The organism is Nonomuraea sp. NPDC049695 (assembly GCF_040674955.1).
GTDB lineage: Bacteria > Actinomycetota > Actinomycetes > Streptosporangiales > Streptosporangiaceae > Nonomuraea > Nonomuraea helvata.
This window is the reverse complement of the sequence record NZ_JBFANV010000106.1, coordinates 15,282-32,600: the sequence shown is the minus strand read 5'-3', so window position 1 is coordinate 32,600 and position 17,319 is coordinate 15,282. Positions and strand designations below refer to the sequence as shown.

The window sequence follows — 17,319 nt, the reverse complement described above, 5'->3', positions numbered from 1 at the left end:
GTCAGCTGATGAAGAATTCGTTGCTGCGTGCGGTGGATACGCTGCCGTCGCCGAGGCGCAGTACGGCGACGAGCTCGTACAGGCCGTTGGCCTGGAAGTCGGCCGCGTTGATCCGGTAGGTCGACTGCTTGACGTAGCCGTTGTTGTTCGCCTGCGGGCCCACCGAGCTCCAGTCGTTGCCGGGGACGCCGGCCTGCTCGTCGAGGACTCTGGTAGCGAAGGTGGTGGTGTTGCCCGAGGTCGAACGGGCGCTGATGATGAGCTTGTAGTTGACCTTGTTATCGCCCGCCGAGTCGCTCGCGTCGGCCTGCAGCATCAGATGGAACGGCGAACGCGGGTTCCCGCCGACCTCGTTGGGGGTGTCGTCCACCGTGCCGTTGGCGACGCTGGAGACATAGAGTCGTACGATCTTCACATTCATGGCCATACCGGCCTCCTCCGGGCTGGAGCGTCAAGCCTCGTGTCTCATTTGCCGGCAGGAAGCTCAGAAAAGCCATTCAGAGACCCGACCGCTTCGGTCGAGGCTGCCTTCCTCTAGCCAAAGAAAGGCATGGCAAATCCGTCAAGAGCCAAGCCATTAAATGAATCGGCAGACCGTCGGGATCTGCTTGGCTCTGGGACCTACCGCCCTCGCAAGGCCGATCGATTCCAGTGGTCGAGTCAAAACGCGTGCCTTGCCGCCCGTAGTTTGCAGGACACCCTCTATGCATACACCCTTGACAACAGATATGCCAACACACGACCAAACCCCTACGCCGCGACATCACCACCTTGCGCACCACTCCCCCGCCCATTCCGCGACGACAGGATCACACCAGGTCAGACCCGCACAGCATAATCATGGCCCAATGTGGCCAGAAATTCTCACGCCGCGTTCAAGGGGCGATCCTATTCGATATGACCGCGTCCCGGAAATTCGAATACGATCAGGGCCGTCTGCTGCTCGCGGACGCGCGTCACCCGAAAAGCACCCCGCGCCGACGACTCCCAACGACCGTGCCGCTGATCCAATGAGAGAAAACCCCATATCGACCCGCAGGATGCGCACGTACAAGATCTGGTCGCGGCGGTTGAAAACGACGACGCTGTGACATCGGCGCCGTGCGTTTGCCGGCAGTCGTCGCTCATATCTGCCGCCATCGACCCATCCCTTACCTCATGTCCTGCGCCGTTCAGGATCGGGTGCGCTCACCTTTACTGAACGGCGGGATGCTGTGGTTGATGCGGAAAAGGTGGTTCGGGTCGTACTTCGCCTTCAGCGCGGCCAGCCGCCGGTAGTCCGCCTCGGCGTAGGCCCGCCTGACCCGCTCGGGAGCCGAGTCGTGGTCGAACAGAAACCCTGGAAGCATGGCGCCGGTGTCCCAGCGCCGGAGCCGGTCCAGCGCCTGGTCGGCGGCCTTGCGTACCGCGTCGGCCTGCCCAGGCGGGGCCGGCATCCGCAGCCACAGGTGGAAGGCCGCGCCCTGGGTGCTGACCGCGTGCGAGCGGACGGGCGGGCGGTTCAGCGCCCCGCCCAGGTGACGTAGCTCGATGCCGGGGAACGGGCCCCCGGGCTCCGACGGGTCGACGAACGAGACCAGTTCCTCCACGGCCTCGTCGTCCAGTTCGTGCAGCAACGCGCTGCGCAGGTGCGCCATGACCGGGTTCTTGGGGTCCTGGTAGATCTCGGTGATCTGCGCGTACGGCATCGCGCGGCAGGTGTCCTTCTCCGGGCCGAGCGCACGCAACGGCTCCACCAGTCGAGCGCCCTGCTCCTCCTCCCCCGTGTAGACGACCCGGACCTGCACGAACGAGCGGCCACGGAACTCCTCGGGCAGCTGCGGCGCGTCGGGCAAACGCAGCAGCGTCACAGATGAGGACATCTGGTCGGGCTGCTCCTTGACCCAGGCCAGGTACGAGCCGAGCACGTGGGCGGCGTGCCTGGGGTCTTCGCCGGGGTAGTAAAGCTCGCCACCGTAGACGGTGCGCAGCGGCAGCAGCTCGATCTCGGCCGCGACCACGACACCGAAGTTGCTCTTGCCACCCCGCACCGCCCAGAACAGGTCGGGCTCCTGGTCGGGCGAGACGGTGCGGAGCAGGCCGTCGGCGGTGACGACGTCGAGCGAGCGGACGTGGTCGGCGGCGAAGCCGTACGTACGGCCGGCCAGCGGGAGACCGCCGCCGGTCAGGTAGCCCATCACCCCGACCTGGCCGGAGGAGCCGCACAGCGGCGCGAGGCCGTGCTCGGCCGCCGCGGCGAGCACCTCGCCCCACCGCAGCCCGGCTCCGATCCTTGCGGTGCCGGCACGTGGGTCCACCGACAGCTCTCGCAGCTCCCCGGTGGCGATGAACACGGCTCCATCCGCAGGCACCGACTTGCCGTGCCCGGTGGACTGCACCGCGACCGGGCGTCCCGCCTCCGCCGCGAACCGGACGGCGGCGGCCACGTCATCCGCGTCGGCGGCGACCACGATCGCCGCGGGCCGGTGCTCGACCGTCAGCAACCAGCCGGAGCAGGCCTCCTCAAAGCCCTCGTCACCGGGGTAGAGCGTGCGCCCCCGGATCGACGCGCCCAGGCTCACCACGTCGTGCCAGGCCGCGGAGTTCGTATCGAACATGTCAGGTATCCGCCTTTACACGATGAAAATGTTGGGTCGGCCAACGTTGGTTGAGCCAACAATACTCCTAATCGTGGGTAGAGCCAACAATTTGCTAGATTGTCCCCGTGGACGCCGCAGAGGGAACGCCGCCGCAGCGGCTGCGCACGCTGCCGAGCAGGTTGACGAACCAGGCAGCACAGATCGCCAACCGGATCGTCGATCAAGCGTTCGCCCAGGTCGGCGTTCGGCGCTACCACTACTCCCTGCTCGCCGCGCTGGAGGAGTACGGACCGGCCAGCCAGGCCGCCCTCGGCCGCCGCACCGGCATCGACCGCAGCGACATGGTGGCCACCGTCAACGACCTCGCCGAACGGCAACTCCTCAAGCGCGCACCCGACCTGGAAGACCGCCGGCGCAACATCATCACCATCACCGAGGCAGGCCGACGGCAACTCACCCACCTCGACCGGCTGCTCGCCGCCGCCCAGGACGAGTTCCTCGCGCCGCTGCCCGCGGCCGACCGGCGGAACCTGATCGACCTGCTCACCCGCCTCGCCGATCATCACGGGGACAGGCACAACTGATGTGTCGTCGGGTGGTCGGGAGCGAGCCAACCCCTCATGGCCCCAAGGCGAAGGTGTGAGGCGGGGACGCGTCGTGTGTGACGGACCGGCCAGAAGGCACTCTTGCCAACCATGCTCGCGAGGGTGTCGCGGTCCGCGAGGCGGACCGGACCCCTCTGCGGACGATCCGCCTAGCTGATCGGGACGGTGAGGCGGCGTCTGGTGGGTGGTGCCTCCTTGCGCTCCCCGAGAAGGGTCATGAGCTGGTCCATGGCCACCTCCCCGAGCTTCTCGCCGTCCACGTCGATCGAGGGAACGTCACCCAGTCCGAGGCTCTCCACGATCATGCGTTCCGAGCTGACCACGACATCGCGGATTCCGCGGCGGAGCAGGACGAACATGAGGCCAAGGCCGATCGAGGTCGCGTAGGGCACCACGGCGGTGGCGCGGGCGGCCACCACGGCCTCTGCCGTCTCCACCCCGGCGGCGAACGTCGAGGGGTAGGGGCCGAGCATGGTCAGCGTCGCGCCGCTCGACTCGGCCGCGGCGCGGATGGCCGCCTGGCGCTGGCGATCCTGCCAGGAGCCCGCCGGGCCGCCGATGTAGACGATGCGCTCGTGGCCCTTCGCGACGAACCAGCTGACGAGCGCGCCGAATGCGGTGGCCGTGTCGGCGACCGCCGAGGTCATGCCCTCGATCTCGCGGTCGATGAGCACCGTCGGCTTGAACGACGCGGCGGCGCGGACGATCTCGTCCGAACCTCGGGGCGCGGCGAGCAGGAAGCCGTCGACCTGATGCGCCAGCTGCTCGACCGCGGCGAGCTGGGTCGCGTGCTCCAGGGAGTGCACCGCGATGGTCAGCTGCATGCCCGAGTCGGCCGCGCGTGCCTGGGCGCCGCTGATGATCGGGGTGAAGAAGGTGTTGTCGAGCGTGGGCACCACGACGGCGACCACCCCGGTCCGCCCGCGGGCCAGCTGGGTGGCTGCCCGGTTGGGGACGAATCCGAGCTGCTCGGCGGCTGCGCGGACGCGGGCCACCGTTTCCGGGGCGGCCAGGTCCGGCCGGCCCAGGGCCCGGGAGGCCGTCGCCTTGGAGACCCCGGCCAGTGCGGCGACGTCCGCGAGTGTCGGCACCGATCCTCCTTGAGTTGTCGTTGTCACACGGATTTCACACGGGGGGTTTGTGCGCGAGGCCGCTCATAATCTATGGTCAGGCTCATGCAACCGGTTCCGCAACCGGTTCCATCCAAGCGTACGCCACTGAGAAAGGACGCCGACATCTCCCGCACATCGGCCCTTCTGCTGGTGCCTGGTCTCGTCCTTCTCGTCGCAGGCTTCCTCATCCCCTCCGCCGCGATGCTCTTCGCGCCGCCGGACGTGGCGACCAGCGAGATCTTCGCGCGCCTGGGCGAGATGCTCAAGGATCCCTACGACCTGGAGGTGATCGGGCGCACGGTCGGGCTGGCCCTGGCTGTCACGATCATCTGCGTCGTCCTCGGCTTTCCCATCGCCTACTGGCTCGCCCGCTCGCCGTCGCGCTGGAGCGGGGTCTTCCTGGCAGTGGCGATCTTCCCATTGATGCTGAGCAACGTGGTGCGGACGTTCGGCTGGCTGGTGATCCTTGGCTCCAAGGGGGCGCTCGGCCAGCTGCTCGTCCAGCTCGGTGTCGTCGACGTGGCGCCGCAGCTGCTTTACACCAAGCTGGCGATCGTCCTCGGCCTCACGCAGCTGTTCCTGCCGCTGGCGATCATCTCCTGCTACTCGGCCGTCGCGCAGGTCGATCCCGGCCTGGACGACGCCTCGCGCGGGCTCGGCGCGAGCAGGATCCGGACGATGTGGAACGTCGTCATCCCGCTCACCATGCCGGGCATCGTGGTGGCCGCCACCCTGGTCTTCGCCGGATCCGTCACCGCCTACACCACGCCCTATCTGCTCGGCGGGTCCAGCCAGCGGATGCTCTCCACGCAGCTCTTCAACTACGCGAGCACCACGGTCGACTGGGCCTCCGCCTCGGCGACGGCGCTCATCATGACGGTCCTGGTCTTCCTGGTCTCCGGGCTGTCCTCGCTGATCGGGCGGAAGGGGGCCACCTCATGAAGCGGCCGATCACAGCGGCGCTCGCGGTCATCGGCTACGTCATCATGATCGTGCCTATCATGTTCGTGGTCGCCACCGCCTTCACGGCGGGAAGCACCCTGAGGTTCCCGCCCGACGGGATCTCGCTGCGCTGGTTCGACGAGGCGCTCGGCTACGAGCCGTTCATCGGGGCCGCGATCTCCAGCCTGGAGCTCGCCGTCCTCGCCACCGCGCTCGCCCTGCTGATCGGCGTGCCAGTCACGCTCGCCGTCCACCGTGGCAAGCTCCCTGGCAAGGGCCTGGTCGAGGGGTTGTTCCTGTCGCCGCTCATCGTCCCTGAGCTGGTCGTGGGTCTGGCGCTGTTCCAGCAGCTGATGATCGGCCTGGACCTGGACAACTTCAGCACCCTGCTGGTCGGGCACACGGCGCTGATGCTGCCTTACGCGGTGCGCGTGACCGGGGCCTCGCTCGCGCTGGCCGACCCCACGCTCGAGGAGGCCGCCCGGGGTCTGGGCGCCTCGCCGTTGCGTGCGTTCTTCAACGTGACGTTGCCCGTCCTGCGTCCGGGGATCTTCTCTGCCGGGCTGCTCAGCGTGGTCACGTCGTTCAACAACGTGCCGCTCTCGCTCCTGCTGCAGGGACGCGACTTCCGGACGCTGCCGGTGACGATGCTCGATTACGTACAGCAGTCCTATGACCCGATGGTCGCCGCCGCTTCCACCCTCATCCTGGCCGCCACCGTGGTCATCGCGGTGATCGCCGAGCGCACGGTCGGATTCGCCAAGATCTTCGGAGGGATCAACCAATGACCGCCGCCGCCGAGTTGATCGGAGTCACCCAGAGGTTCGGCTCCTTCACCGCCGTCGACGACATCGACCTCGCCGTGCCGTCAGGGAAGCTGACGACGCTGCTGGGCCCGAGCGGCTGCGGCAAGACCACCACGCTCAGGATGGTCGCGGGCTACTCCGTACCGACGTCGGGGACGATCCGCATCGACGGGGTCGACAGCACGCGCACGCCGCCGGAGAAGCGGGATCTGGGGATGGTCTTCCAGTCGTACGCGCTGTTCCCGCACATGACGGTGGCCGACAACGTCGGTTACGGGCTCAAGCTGCGCAAGGTGCCGTCCGCGGAAAGACGGTCGCGGGTCATGGAGACGCTCGAGCTCGTCGGGCTCGCGCACCTGGCCGACCGCAAGCCGAAAAAGCTCTCCGGCGGGCAGCAGCAGCGGGTGGCACTGGCCAGGGCGATCGCGATCAGGCCCAAGCTCCTGCTGCTCGACGAGCCGCTGTCCAACCTCGACGCGCGCCTGCGCGTCCAGATGCGGGCCGAGCTCAGGCGCATCCAGGCGGAGACCGAGCTGACCGTCGTCCTCGTCACCCATGACCAGGACGAGGCGCTGGAGATGTCCGACGAGATGGTCGTCATGAACGAGGGCAGAATCGTGCAGCAGGGCTCTCCTCAGCAGGTCTTCCCCCGTCCGGCCGACCGCTTCGTCGCCGAGTTCCTCGGCTACGAGAACTTCCTCACCGCGGCAGACGGCACGCCTCTGACCATCCGGCCCGAGCATCTGCGCATCGCCGAGGACGGTCACGGGCTGGACGCGACGGTGGTCGACGTGGCCTTCCGCGGCGTCGACCTGCTGGTCTCGCTGGACGCGATCGACCCGTCGGGTGCGACCGTCAGGCTGCTCGCCGACGTACGCAGCGGCGCTAAGCCCCTGACACCTGGATCGAGCGTCACGGTGCTCGCGCCGGACGACCATCTCGTCCCACTCCCCCGCTGAAGCCGCTGAAAGCCCGTCGAAAGAAGGAACGACCCATGCCCACGCGCCGCGCCGTACTGGCCGCTGCTCTGACCGTGCTCGCCGCAGCCGGATGTTCCGGCTCCGGCTCCGGTGAGAAGCAGGCCGATCAGAACACCATCGTCGTCAGCACCTTCCCCTTCGGGGTGAAGGAGTTCGAGCAGGCGGTCGTCGCGCCGTTCACCAAGCAGACGGGGATCAAGGTCGAGCTGGACACCGGCTCCAACTCCGACCGGCTGTCGAAGCTGAAGCTCGCCAAGGGCGAGCCGGACGCGGACGTGGTGCTGATCTCCGACTACTTCGCCGCGCTCGGGCAGAAGGACGGCCTCTTCCAGAAAGTCGACGTGCCCAACATGAAGCACCTCGCGCCGTTCGCGACCGAGGGCGCCTACGACGGGCCGGCCTACACGCACCAGCTCAACGGGATCATCTACAACACCGGCAAGCTCAGCCAGAAGCAGGCCGCCGACTGGGCGCTGTTCGCGGACCCGGCGAACAAGAAGAAAGTCGCACTCCCCGATATTTCGGTGACCGCCGGACAACTCATGGTCTCGGGGGTGGGTGAGTCGTACGGCAAGGGCCCCTACGACATCGACACCTCGTTCAAGACCCTGGCCGGCTGGGCGCCGAACGTCCTGCAGTTCTACACCTCCTCGACCGAGGTCACGAACCTGCTGACCCAGGGCGAGATCGTCGCCGCCGACGCGCTGAGCGGCTTCGCCACCAAGCTCGTCACCTCGGGCGAGCCGATCGCCTGGACGGCTCCCGCCAAGGGCCGCTACATGGCCACCAACCGGGCGATGATCCCCAAGGGCGCACGCAACCAGCAGGGGGCGGCGAAGTTCATCGACTACATGCTGTCGGCCGAGGCGCAGAGCGCCATGGCGAAGGCCGTCGGTGACCTGCCCACGAACCCGAAGGCCGAGATCCCGGCCGACATCGCCAAGGTGACGGGCGAGGCGGCGAAGGACCCCGTGGCCGCCGGGTTCAAGACCCTCGACCCCGCCCAGCTCGTCGACACCCGCGCCACCTGGGTCGACCGCTTCACCCGCGAGGTGGCCGGCAAGTGAACCTGGACCTGATGCCCAAGGTCGATCTGCACTGCCACCTCATCGGCACCGTGCGCGCCTCGACCTTCGCCGAGCTGGCCAGGCGGGAGGGGCTCGACCTGCCCGACACGCCGGAGCGGATCTACGCGGACGTGAACTCGCTCCCGCCGGACCCGGCCCTCTACCTGAACACCCGGATCCCGGTGCCGCAGGGCAGGAGCGCGGACGAGCCCGAGGTCTCCTACTCCCTGTTCCAGGTCTCCTCGTGGGTTCTGCAGGTGCTGCGCGAGGCCGACGACCTCACCAGGATCACCTACGAGGCGTTCGAGGCCGCCCACCGGACCAGCGCGACCAGGCATCTCGAGCTCTCCTTCGACACGCTGACCGAACATCAGGAGAAGCTCGGCTACGCCACGGTGATCGAGGCGTACGCCGAGGGCATCAGGATGGCGGAACGCGACTTCGGCATGTCGGGCAGGCTCATCGCGGCCATCGACCGGAGCACGTCGGGCGAGGAGGCGCTCTCCTGGGTACGCACGGTGGTGGACCACCCGCACGACTACGTGGCGGGGATCGGGCTGGACAACCTGGAGACCGCCGGGCCGCCTGAGCGGTTCGAGGCCGCCTTCCGGCTCGCCGGTGAGGCCGGGCTCCGCCGTACCGCTCACTCCTCCGAGCACGCGCCCGTCGCCGCGAACACGATCACCTGCCTCGACGTGCTCGGGTGCGACCGGATCGACCACGGCTACTTCGTCCTCGAGGACGACGAGGTGGTCGCGAGGGTCAGGGACGAGCAGATCCCGTTCACCGTCATCTCGACCACCTCGCGGCGCTCGTGGCGGCCGTGGCGGCGGGCGTCGATCGCGGCGATGCTCGAGGCCGGGCTCAACGTCATCCCCGCTTCGGACGACCCCGGGATGTTCCCGACGTCGCTGGCGAACGAGTACCGGATCCTCTCCGACCAGCTCGCCGTGACGGACGAGCGGTTGCGTGCGATGGCGCTGGCCGGGGTGGAGGCGTGCTGGCTGCCGGAGCCCGAGAAGGCCGCGCTGCGCGAGCGCTTCGAGAGAGAGCTCGCGAGCGTGGAGTGAGCACCCGGCCGGCCGGGTGGCCGAGACGTGCCGCGCCGTCTCGGCTCAGCCTCGGGTGCGGTCGGCGGGTGGCTGGATCCGGACCCGCTCGGTCTCAGGCCTGCTGTCGAGGTCGTCGAGCTGCTGGAGAATGGTCTGCCGCAGGTCGCCGTAATCGCGGAAGGCGTAGTCGTGGAAGAGCGTGTAGCCCGTCCACATCAGGTTGGCGCACACGCGGGGCGGCACCTGCCCCGTCGCCGCGCCCATGCCCACCAGCGCCACCGACTCGATGCTGCCCGGCTCCTTCTCGTTCTGCATGTGGATGGCCTGGAACGCGGCGGCGCAGGCCAGAGCGACGTTCAGCGTCTCGCTCACGTTCTGCGCCGACTGCACCATCGTCGGCGTCGAGATCAGGAACTTCGGATTGGTGGCCCCGGACGGCACGCACACGGCGCTGCCCACCGGGAGCGACCCGTCGAACTGGTCGCGGATCGCCCGCTGGACCTTCAGCTGGATGCCCGCGCCGAGGTGCCGCTTGATCACCGCGTCGACCCCGCCGTCCATCCGGCCGCGGGCGTTGGTGGGGCTGACCCAGGCGTCGACGTGCCGGCCGAGGATCGACCCCTTGTGGATCTCCACCTCAGGCGTGTCGGCGAACGCCGCCAGCCAGGACTCCACCACCTTGGCGTTGACATCCACCAGGACGACTTTGAGCGCTTGCTTGACGGTCACGGGCCACTCCGGGACTGGAAAGGTGATCTTCTAGGGTCACGAAGATAGCGGGCCCCACCGACATTCCCGCGAATCATGGCAAGAGATCGCATCACGGGCTTTCTCACGGCACAATTCCTCCTCGATCACCCCTCGCCGAATCGGGAGCCCGCGATGAGCAACACCCCCACCCCGCCCGACCCCAACGACCCGCTTGCCCTGGCCGAGCTCTTCGCGGGCGGCGGCGAGCCGTGGCTGCCACTGCTGAAGCCGGTCATCGAGGCGCAGCCGGACGCGGCCACGTTCATCGGCCCGGGCCGGGGCCCGGACGTCGTGCCCGTACGGGAGCTGACCTTCCAGGCACTCAAGCCGAACCCGCCGCACAAGTGGAAGGTCGTGGTGTTCGGCCAGAACCCGTACCCGCGGGTTGAGAGCGCCACCGGCATCGCGATGTTCGACAACACCTTCCACGACTGGGCGGACAGCACGTTCGGCAAGGTCGTGAGCATCCGCTGCATCATCAAGGCGGCGGCGATGTGGAAGCACGGCATCCCCAAGAAGACGCCGATCGCCGACATCCGCGCGCTGCTGAAGGAGCACGACACCGTACAGCCGCCCGAGTGGTTCCAGGCGATGCTCACGCAGGGCGTGCTGCTCCTGAACGCGGCGCTCACCGCCAGCGGCGACCGCTCGATGGGCGCCGACCGGCACACCGCGTTCTGGCGGCCGGTCGTCGAGCGGCTCGTCGAGGAGATCCTGAAGGCCAAGCAGAACGCCGCCGAGGAGGATCGCGGCGTGGTGTTCGCCTGGTGGGGTGCGCACGCGCGGAACCTGAAGGAGGTCGTGCTCCGGCTGCAGAAGAAGTACCCGGAGGTGGAGGTCAGGCACATCGACCATCCCAACCCCGCGGCACAGGGCGACATCTTCTGCGACGGCGACCACTTCGCCCTGGTGAACGCGGCGCTCAGGGCGCTGGGCGCCGATGAGATCGACTGGCTGCCCAGCAAGGGCTGGAACCAGGCGGGCGGGGCCGACGCCGACCGCATGGGGGCGTTCATCAACTCCACGATGGAGTTGCACAAGCTCTACCTCGAACGCCTCGCCAGCGTCAAAGACGAAGGCCTGGTGCTGCCGGCGATCACTGGGGTGTTCGACACGCCGCTCATGGACTTCCGCGAGGCGGTCGCCCCGGTGGCCAAGCTGCTGTCCGGTCTCGACTGGCACGTGGAGCAGTCGTGCCGGTTCGGTGAGAACCTGGCGGGCGCGAACCTGTCCGTCGACGAGATCGCGGCGCTCCACCTCTACACCTGTGAGTCGGCGTTCTACCGGCAGATCAACGCCACCCTGCGCAATCCCGACCGCAGCCGGATCGTCCCGTACCTCCCGTACCTCCGCCTGCTGTTCTCGGCCGTCTCGCGGCTGCCGGCCCGCAAGGAGCCGCTGTGGCGCGGGGTCTCGCTGGACCTGCGGGCGCAGTACCCGCTCGGCCGGACGGTGACGTGGTGGGGCGTCTCCTCGTGCACCTCCAAGCTGAGCGTGGCCGAGGCGTTCCTCGGGCGGCGCGGCAAGCGGACGCTGTTCGAGGTGCACCCCGTACGGGCGGTCGGGATCCGGAGCTTCTCCGCGTTCACCGGCGAGGAGGAGTTCATCCTGGCGCCCGGCACGCAGTTCGAGGTGACCGGCGTGAAGACCGAGCGCGGCGGGCTGTGCACCGTACAGCTGACCGAACTGGCCGAGCAGCCGCTGGTGGCGTGAGCAGCTCGGCAGGACTGTCCGATATGTTCTTTTCGGTCATGTCTTTGCCTGGTCTTGGGGGGGTCGGTGCCGGTGCGCGGAAGGCTGCTGATCATGGCTCTTGTCTTGAGCCTGTCCGGCTGCGGTGCGGTTCAGCGGCTGGCGCCCCGGCCTGCCGGCGCGCCCACGCCCACCCCCGAGGCGTCTTCCACGAGCGCCATCCCCACTCCCTCCGCCACCAAGGCGGCGCTGACCGCCCCCCAGGCGAGCCAGGCCGTGCGGGAGTGGGTGGGCAGGTACAACGCGACGCTCAAGAAGCGCAAGTGGTGGCGGCAGAACGCCCGGCTCGAAGCGCTGTTCGTCGAGGGGGCGCTGCACGAGGGCGTTCTCGAACGCAACCATGAGACCTTCGGGTGGAAGCCGGGACATAAGCCGATCAACCTGACCGGCGCCCCGACGGTCTACCTGCCCAGGCCGGAGCGGCAGCCGTCGATCGGTGACTGGTTCATCGCGCAGGCGACCTATGCGGACACCAAGGGCCATGCCCGCCCGCACGTGCTCGCGTTCTTCCGCTCCCCCGGGCAGTCCTTCAAGCTGGCCGTCGCGACCCCGGTGCACTGGGGGCAGCGAATGCCCAAGCCCCTGCTCGACGCCGACGGCTATGTCACCGACATGGACAACGCCGTGGCGCGCGATGTGGCCGAGGAGTACCTGAACTTCTGGAACGGCAAGAAGAAAGAGGGCGCTTCCGGCTACCGCCTGGCCAGGAACAGCTACAGCCGCAAGGCGTTCCGCGCGGTGCAGAAGGGGCTGTACGTCGCGTTCGCCGGCCACGGTTCGGTCTTCGGCTTCCGTACGGCGGATGGCGGCTCGTTCTTCCTGTTCGCCATGGTCAATGACGCCAAGAGCGTCAACCAGGTGCTGAGCGAGGCGCTGCTGGTGCCCAAAGGCAGCAGGACCATCCAGGAGCTCGGCGCCAACTGGTTCTCCTAGCACGTGGCGTCCCGATCACGGGCGGACGGGAGTGCCGTCCGCCCGTGACCGGTTGAGCGAGCGGGCGCCGGCCTACCGGAACCGGCGCGCGTTGAACGGGGCCAGCATGGGGTGCGCCCGGCCCGTGCTGATCTCGTACGCCAGCAGCTCACCCGCGATCAGCGCGAGCGTGGCGCCGCTGTGGGTGAAGGCGACCCAGAGGCCGCCGATCTCGTCGACCCGGCCGAGCACCGGATCGCCGTCGCCGGGGATCGGTTTGGGCCCCATCGCCAAGCGCTCCGGCTCCAGCCGCGGGTTGCCGGCCAGCAGCCGGGAAGCCTCCGCCAGCAGCTCCGCCACGATCTCCTCGGCGATCTCGAAGCCGCCTTCGGCGGTCGGGCGGATGCCGGCGGTGGTCCAGTCCGAGTCGACCGCGAGGGCGCCGTGCGGGGCCGGGCGGACCGCGGCCCGGGGTGTGTTGAGGACCGCGCGCAGCGGCGTGTCGACCGGCTTGGTCGTCACGAGCAGAGAGATCGGCGTCTGGTCCGGGATGGCGACGCCGAGCTCGGCGGCCATCGCCGGCACCGCCGGGCCGGTGGCCAGCACCACCGTGTCGGCGGCGTACGACTCGCCGTCGGCGGTGCGGACCCCGGACACCGACCCGCCCGCGGTCTCGATCCGGGCCTGTCCGGCGTTGGTCACCAGACGGCCGCCGTGCTCGGCGAACTCCTTGATCAGGTGCTGGGCGAGGTTGGGCAGGTCCACCCAGCCTTCGCCCGGATTCCAGATGGCACCGGCCGGTGAGACGGCCGCCGGGTCGATGCCGGGGGTGTGGTCGGCCACCCGGCCCGGCTCGATCAGGTGGCTGTCGTAGCCGTGCGCCAGCTCGTGCTCGTGGACGCGGTGCAGGTCGTCGGTGTTCTCCGGGGCCTGCCAGGTCAGGCCGCCGTCGAAACGCAGCCAGCTGAGGCCCGGGTGCCGGGCCGCCAGGGTCCGGTAGCGGTCGATCCCGGCCATCCGCAACCGGTGGTACTCCTCGCTGCGCATCCCCGCGGAGTTGAGCCACGACAACGAGCGGCCGGAGGCGTTGCTGGTCAGCTCCCCCTCGGTGATCAATGTGACGTCGGCACCGGCCCGGGCGAGGTGGCGGGCGGTGGAGACCCCGATGATGCCGCCGCCGACGACGACGGTCCGGGGTTGGGTGCTGCTCATGAAGGTCCTTTCGTGGGCCACCGAACGGGAGGTCAGCGACCCCGGCGGAGGTCGGTGGTGGTGTAGATCTGCTCGATCAGCTCGATGACCGCCAGCGCGTCACCGGCGGCGATCGGGGGTGGGCCGCCCTCGGTCAGGGCGACGGCCAGCTCGTCGTAGAACGACGGGTAGCCGCCCGGCTCGGTCGGCACCGGGGACTGTCCGTCCCGTCCGCCCAGCCGTCCCCAGCGCTCCTCGGGCTCCCGGCCGTACGACGCGTCGCCGGGACCGAGGCCGGAGGCCAGCTGCTGCTCCTGGCAGTCGAGTCCCCACTTGACGAAGCCCGCCGCCGATCCGGCGATCGTGAACCGGGGCCGCTCGAGAGGGGCCAGTGAACTCATCGCGAGGTGGGTGCGTACCCCACTCTCATGCACCAGGGACACGAACGCCTCATCGTCGCCACCCGGGCCAGGCCGGTGGCGGGTCAGCTCGGCGTGCACGGAGCCGACCGGTCCGAACAGCTGCAACGCCTGGTCGAGCAGGTGCGGCCCGAGGTCGAACAGCATCCCGCCGCCGTCCGCGGGCAGGGCCTGAGCCTTCCACGCCTTGGGCTCGTCCGGCTTCCACCATTCGAAACGGGACTCGAAGGTACGGATCTCGCCGAGCGCCCCGTCCCCGACAAGCCGGCGTACCGTGCGGAAGTCGCCGTCGTAGCGGCGGTTGTGGAACACCGTGAGGAGCAGCCCCCGCCGCTCGGCTTCGGCGATCAGCTCTCGTCCCTGCTCGGCCCGTACCGTGAAGGGCTTGTCCACCACCACGGCCAGCCCGCGGGTGAGTGCGGCCAGCGCCAGGTCGTAGTGCGAGTCGGGCGGTGTGGTGACCACGACCAGATCGAGCCGGCCGGCCTCGGCGAACAGCTCGTCGGCGGTCCGCAGCACGACGGCCCCCGGATGGTCCTTCGCCGCCTGTGCCCGGCGATCCGGGTCGGCGGTGACCACCGCCGTCACCTCGAACCCGGGATTCGCCGCCAGGAGCGGGCCGTGGAACACCTGCCCGCCGGTGCCGAAGCCGATGATCCCCGTCCGGATCGGCCGGCCGCCGTCCTGCCTGCTCACAACACCTCCGAAAGAAACCGCTGCAACCGCGGGCTCTGGGGACGATCGAACAGCTCCTCCGGGCTGCCCCGCTCGACCACCTCGCCCTCATCCATGAAGACCACCTGGTCGGCCGCCCGGCGGGCGAAGCCCATCTCATGGGTGACCACGACCATGGTCATGCCCCGCCCGCCCAGGCCGGCCATCAGGCTGAGCACCCCCTTGACCAGCTCGGGGTCCAACGCGCTGGTGGCCTCGTCGAACAGCATGACCTCCGGCTCCATGGCCAGGGCCCGGGCGATCGCCACCCGCTGCTGCTGACCGCCGGACAGGTCGCGGGGCCGATGGTCGGCGCGCTCCGCGAGCCCCACCTCGGCCAGCGCCCGACCGGCCCGCTCCCGCGCCGCCGCGCGGGGCATGCCCTTGACCTTCCACAGCGCCAGGGCCACGTTGTCCAGGGCCGTGTGGTCGGGGAACAGGTTGAAGTGCTGGAACACCAGCCCGATCCGCTGCCGCAACTGCTCCGGCACCATGCTCGAGGCCTTCTCGCCGGCCAGCAGCACCTCGCCGCCCTTGGGCTCGTGCAGCCGGTTGATGCCGCGCAGCAGAGTCGACTTGCCCGACCCCGAGGGTCCGATGACGCAGGTGGTGCTGCCCGGCCGGACCTCGAAGCTGACGTTGCGGACCACGTCGAAGCTGCCGTACGCCATCGACAGGCCGATCAGCTCCAAGCTGGAGCCGTGAAAGGTCGACGTCTCCGAGGAATCAGCGTGGTTCATGCCTTGCTCCCTGTGGCGCTCCCTGTGGCGCTTCCTGTGGTGAGAGGGCTGCCGCTGTCGAGCTCGTCGAGCTCCTTGAGGCCGCTCACCGGTCCGGCCTTGCGCCGGCCGGTGCGGAAGCGTTGATCGAAGTAGTTCACCAGGTGGGTCAGCGGCACCGTGATGACCAGGTAGAACACTCCGGCCAGCAGCAGCGGGGACAGGTTGCCCGACAGGATCGCGGCGTCCTGGCCGACCCGGAAGAGCTCTCGTTCGCTGGCCAGCAGGCCGAGGAAGTAGACCAGGCTCGAGTCCTTGACGATCGCGATGAACTGGTTGACCAGGGCCGGCAGCACCCGTCGCACGCCCTGCGGCACGACCACCAGACGCATGGCCCTGGCGTAGTTCATCCCCAGCGCCCGGCAGGCTTCGAGCTGGCCCTTGTCGACGCTCTGGATGCCGGCTCGGAAGATCTCGCCGATGTACGCACTGGCGATGAGGCTCAGCGCGATGATCCCCAGCGGGTAGGGCGAAGGGCCGAAGATCGACTGGCTCAGCTTGGCGAACCCCTGACCGATGAGCAGGATGGTCAGGATCGCCGGCACCCCCCGGAAGAGGTCGGTGTAGACCCGGGCCGGGATCCGCAGCCACGGCGCGGTCGAGATGCCCGCGACCGCGACGAGCATGCCGAGCACCAGGCCGATCACCGTGGCCGCGACCGAGATGATCAGCGTGTTGGCCAGGCCGACCGCCAGCATCTGCGGCAGGACCTCGGCCATCGCCGAGAAGTCGAAGAACGTGCGGATCAGGTCGTCCAGCCAGTCCACGTCAGCTCCTTTCTGCGTGTTCGGGCGGCCCGATCATTTGGCGGCGGCCGGCGCGCCGGTGTGGTCACCGCCGGGCAGGTACTGCTTGGGCATCGGCGAGCCGGGGAACCACTTCTCGTACAGCCGCTTCCAGGTGCCGTCCTCCATCGCCGCGATCAGCGCCTTGTCCAGCGCCGCCTTCAGCGCGGAGTTGCCCTGCTTGATCGCGAACCCGGCCGGAGCGTCGAAGGAGGGGATGTCGGCGGCGCTGACCAGACCGAACTGCGCGATGTAGGACTTCGCGGCCTCGTAGTCGAGGAAGTGGGCGTCGACCGATCCGCGGTTGAGCGCGGAGATGGCCGCGTTGTTGTCCGGGAAGCGGACCAGGTCGGCCTTCGGGAAGTTCTTGACCGCGTACGCCTCCTGCAACGTGCCCTGGACGACGCCCAGCCGCTTGCCGGCGAGCCCGTCGGCGGAGGTGATGCCGGAGTCCTTCTTCGTGATCACGGTGAGGTAGCCGGCCAGGTAACCGGTGCTGAAGTCGACCGTCTTCTTGCGCGCGTCGGTGATGCCGATGGCGGCGACGCCGGCGTCGAACTGGCCGTTGGCCACCGCCGGCAGGATGGCCGAGAAGTCCTGGCCGGTGTACACGACGTCGGTGATGCCCATCCGCTTGGCGACGTCGCGGAAGAGCTCGACGTCGAAGCCGCTGAACTGGCCGTTGGCATCGGTGAAGGTGTAGGGCTTGGCGTCGCCGAGGCTGGCGACCCGCAACTGCCCGGGCTTGATCAGCCCGTAGGGGTTGTCGGCGCTGCTCTCGGTGCTGCCGCCGCCGCACGCGGCGAGGCCCAGCATGGAGATGAGCGCCAGCAGCGCCACCAGTACGGATGTGCGAGGGGTTGGAGACACGGGG

Annotated in this window: 17 protein-coding genes; 8 read left to right on the top strand and 9 right to left on the bottom strand. The window is 69.0% G+C overall.

Annotation, left to right across the window (positions count from 1 at the left end; genetic code table 11):
- Position 1: 1 nt before the first annotated feature.
- Positions 2-427, bottom strand: coding sequence for a hypothetical protein (locus tag AB0J64_RS49085; RefSeq protein WP_364043522.1), 426 nt, complete (start codon positions 425-427; stop codon positions 2-4).
- A 745-nt stretch (positions 428-1,172) separates the two neighbouring features.
- A complete protein-coding gene (locus tag AB0J64_RS49080) occupies positions 1,173-2,597 on the bottom strand; it encodes an FAD-binding oxidoreductase (protein ID WP_364043519.1) in 1,425 nt (474 codons plus the stop codon).
- Positions 2,598-2,704: 107 nt separating this feature from the next.
- Here AB0J64_RS49080 and AB0J64_RS49075 point away from each other — a divergent pair, with 107 nt between their 5' ends.
- A complete protein-coding gene (locus AB0J64_RS49075; RefSeq protein ID WP_364043516.1) occupies positions 2,705-3,163 on the top strand; it encodes a MarR family winged helix-turn-helix transcriptional regulator in 459 nt (152 codons plus the stop codon).
- Positions 3,164-3,333: 170 nt separating this feature from the next.
- On the opposite strand, the gene AB0J64_RS49070 is transcribed toward AB0J64_RS49075, so the two are convergent.
- Positions 3,334-4,275, bottom strand: a complete 942-nt coding sequence (locus AB0J64_RS49070; protein ID WP_364043513.1) for a LacI family DNA-binding transcriptional regulator — start codon at positions 4,273-4,275, stop codon at positions 3,334-3,336.
- Positions 4,276-4,446: 171 nt separating this feature from the next.
- On the opposite strand from AB0J64_RS49070, the gene AB0J64_RS49065 reads away from it, so the two are divergent.
- The 5 genes from AB0J64_RS49065 to AB0J64_RS49045 are packed head-to-tail and all read left to right on the top strand — an operon-like array spanning position 4,447 to position 9,161.
- Positions 4,447-5,238: an ABC transporter permease gene (locus AB0J64_RS49065; RefSeq protein ID WP_364043510.1), complete on the top strand. Its 792-nt coding sequence runs from the start codon at positions 4,447-4,449 to the stop codon at positions 5,236-5,238.
- Positions 5,235-6,026, top strand: coding sequence for an ABC transporter permease (locus tag AB0J64_RS49060; protein ID WP_364043507.1), 792 nt, complete (start codon positions 5,235-5,237; stop codon positions 6,024-6,026). The genes AB0J64_RS49065 and AB0J64_RS49060 overlap by 4 nt, the downstream gene beginning before the upstream one ends.
- Positions 6,023-7,003 (top strand): ABC transporter ATP-binding protein, encoded by a 981-nt coding sequence (locus tag AB0J64_RS49055; protein ID WP_364043504.1) that lies wholly within the window; start codon positions 6,023-6,025, stop codon positions 7,001-7,003. The genes AB0J64_RS49060 and AB0J64_RS49055 overlap by 4 nt, the downstream gene beginning before the upstream one ends.
- A 35-nt stretch (positions 7,004-7,038) precedes the next feature.
- Complete coding sequence (locus AB0J64_RS49050; RefSeq protein ID WP_364043501.1) at positions 7,039-8,091, top strand: polyamine ABC transporter substrate-binding protein; 1,053 nt, start codon at positions 7,039-7,041, stop codon at positions 8,089-8,091.
- A complete protein-coding gene (locus AB0J64_RS49045; protein ID WP_364043498.1) occupies positions 8,088-9,161 on the top strand; it encodes a hypothetical protein in 1,074 nt (357 codons plus the stop codon). Before AB0J64_RS49050 ends, AB0J64_RS49045 begins: the two co-directional genes overlap by 4 nt.
- Positions 9,162-9,206: 45 nt before the next feature.
- Here AB0J64_RS49045 and AB0J64_RS49040 read toward each other — a convergent pair whose 3' ends face one another.
- Positions 9,207-9,872 carry a macro domain-containing protein gene (locus tag AB0J64_RS49040; RefSeq protein ID WP_364043495.1) on the bottom strand — a complete coding sequence of 222 codons (666 nt, stop codon included), beginning with the start codon at positions 9,870-9,872 and terminating at the stop codon, positions 9,207-9,209.
- A gap of 153 nt (positions 9,873-10,025) precedes the next feature.
- Between AB0J64_RS49040 and AB0J64_RS49035 the strand changes: the two genes are divergently transcribed.
- Together AB0J64_RS49035 and AB0J64_RS49030 are read left to right on the top strand one after the other, a co-directional pair.
- On the top strand, positions 10,026-11,606 hold the full coding sequence (locus AB0J64_RS49035) for an ADP-ribosyltransferase domain-containing protein (protein ID WP_364043492.1): 1,581 nt from the start codon (positions 10,026-10,028) through the stop codon (positions 11,604-11,606).
- Between the two features lie 93 nt (positions 11,607-11,699).
- A complete protein-coding gene (locus tag AB0J64_RS49030; RefSeq protein ID WP_364043489.1) occupies positions 11,700-12,578 on the top strand; it encodes a hypothetical protein in 879 nt (292 codons plus the stop codon).
- A gap of 72 nt (positions 12,579-12,650) precedes the next feature.
- Here the strand turns inward: AB0J64_RS49030 and AB0J64_RS49025 are convergent, their stop codons facing one another.
- The 5 genes from AB0J64_RS49025 to AB0J64_RS49005 are packed head-to-tail and all read right to left on the bottom strand — an operon-like array spanning position 12,651 to position 17,315.
- Positions 12,651-13,790 carry an FAD-binding oxidoreductase gene (locus AB0J64_RS49025; RefSeq protein ID WP_364043486.1) on the bottom strand — a complete coding sequence of 380 codons (1,140 nt, stop codon included), beginning with the start codon at positions 13,788-13,790 and terminating at the stop codon, positions 12,651-12,653.
- A gap of 11 nt (positions 13,791-13,801) precedes the next feature.
- The gene (locus tag AB0J64_RS49020) at positions 13,802-14,863 is read right to left on the bottom strand and encodes a Gfo/Idh/MocA family oxidoreductase (RefSeq protein ID WP_364043483.1); all 1,062 of its coding nucleotides are present in this window, start codon (positions 14,861-14,863) and stop codon (positions 13,802-13,804) included.
- Positions 14,860-15,621 (bottom strand): amino acid ABC transporter ATP-binding protein, encoded by a 762-nt coding sequence (locus AB0J64_RS49015; RefSeq protein WP_364043480.1) that lies wholly within the window; start codon positions 15,619-15,621, stop codon positions 14,860-14,862. The genes AB0J64_RS49020 and AB0J64_RS49015 overlap by 4 nt, the downstream gene beginning before the upstream one ends.
- The gene (locus tag AB0J64_RS49010) at positions 15,618-16,427 is read right to left on the bottom strand and encodes an amino acid ABC transporter permease (protein ID WP_364043478.1); all 810 of its coding nucleotides are present in this window, start codon (positions 16,425-16,427) and stop codon (positions 15,618-15,620) included. Before AB0J64_RS49010 ends, AB0J64_RS49015 begins: the two co-directional genes overlap by 4 nt.
- A gap of 33 nt (positions 16,428-16,460) precedes the next feature.
- Positions 16,461-17,315 (bottom strand): ABC transporter substrate-binding protein, encoded by an 855-nt coding sequence (locus AB0J64_RS49005; protein ID WP_364043475.1) that lies wholly within the window; start codon positions 17,313-17,315, stop codon positions 16,461-16,463.
- Positions 17,316-17,319: the final 4 nt, after the last annotated feature.

Bases quoted from the DNA above. Each gene is read 5' to 3' on its own strand.
- AB0J64_RS49050 (WP_364043501.1), top strand. From the start codon at position 7,039: ATGCCCACGCGCCGCGCCGTACTGGCCGCTGCTCTGACCGTGCTCGCC.
- AB0J64_RS49085 (WP_364043522.1), bottom strand. From the start codon at position 427: ATGGCCATGAATGTGAAGATCGTACGACTCTATGTCTCCAGCGTCGCC.
- AB0J64_RS49015 (WP_364043480.1), bottom strand. From the start codon at position 15,621: ATGAACCACGCTGATTCCTCGGAGACGTCGACCTTTCACGGCTCCAGC.
- AB0J64_RS49030 (WP_364043489.1), top strand. From the start codon at position 11,700: ATGGCTCTTGTCTTGAGCCTGTCCGGCTGCGGTGCGGTTCAGCGGCTG.
- AB0J64_RS49080 (WP_364043519.1), bottom strand. From the start codon at position 2,597: ATGTTCGATACGAACTCCGCGGCCTGGCACGACGTGGTGAGCCTGGGC.
- AB0J64_RS49060 (WP_364043507.1), top strand. From the start codon at position 5,235: ATGAAGCGGCCGATCACAGCGGCGCTCGCGGTCATCGGCTACGTCATC.
- AB0J64_RS49035 (WP_364043492.1), top strand. From the start codon at position 10,026: ATGAGCAACACCCCCACCCCGCCCGACCCCAACGACCCGCTTGCCCTG.
- AB0J64_RS49055 (WP_364043504.1), top strand. From the start codon at position 6,023: ATGACCGCCGCCGCCGAGTTGATCGGAGTCACCCAGAGGTTCGGCTCC.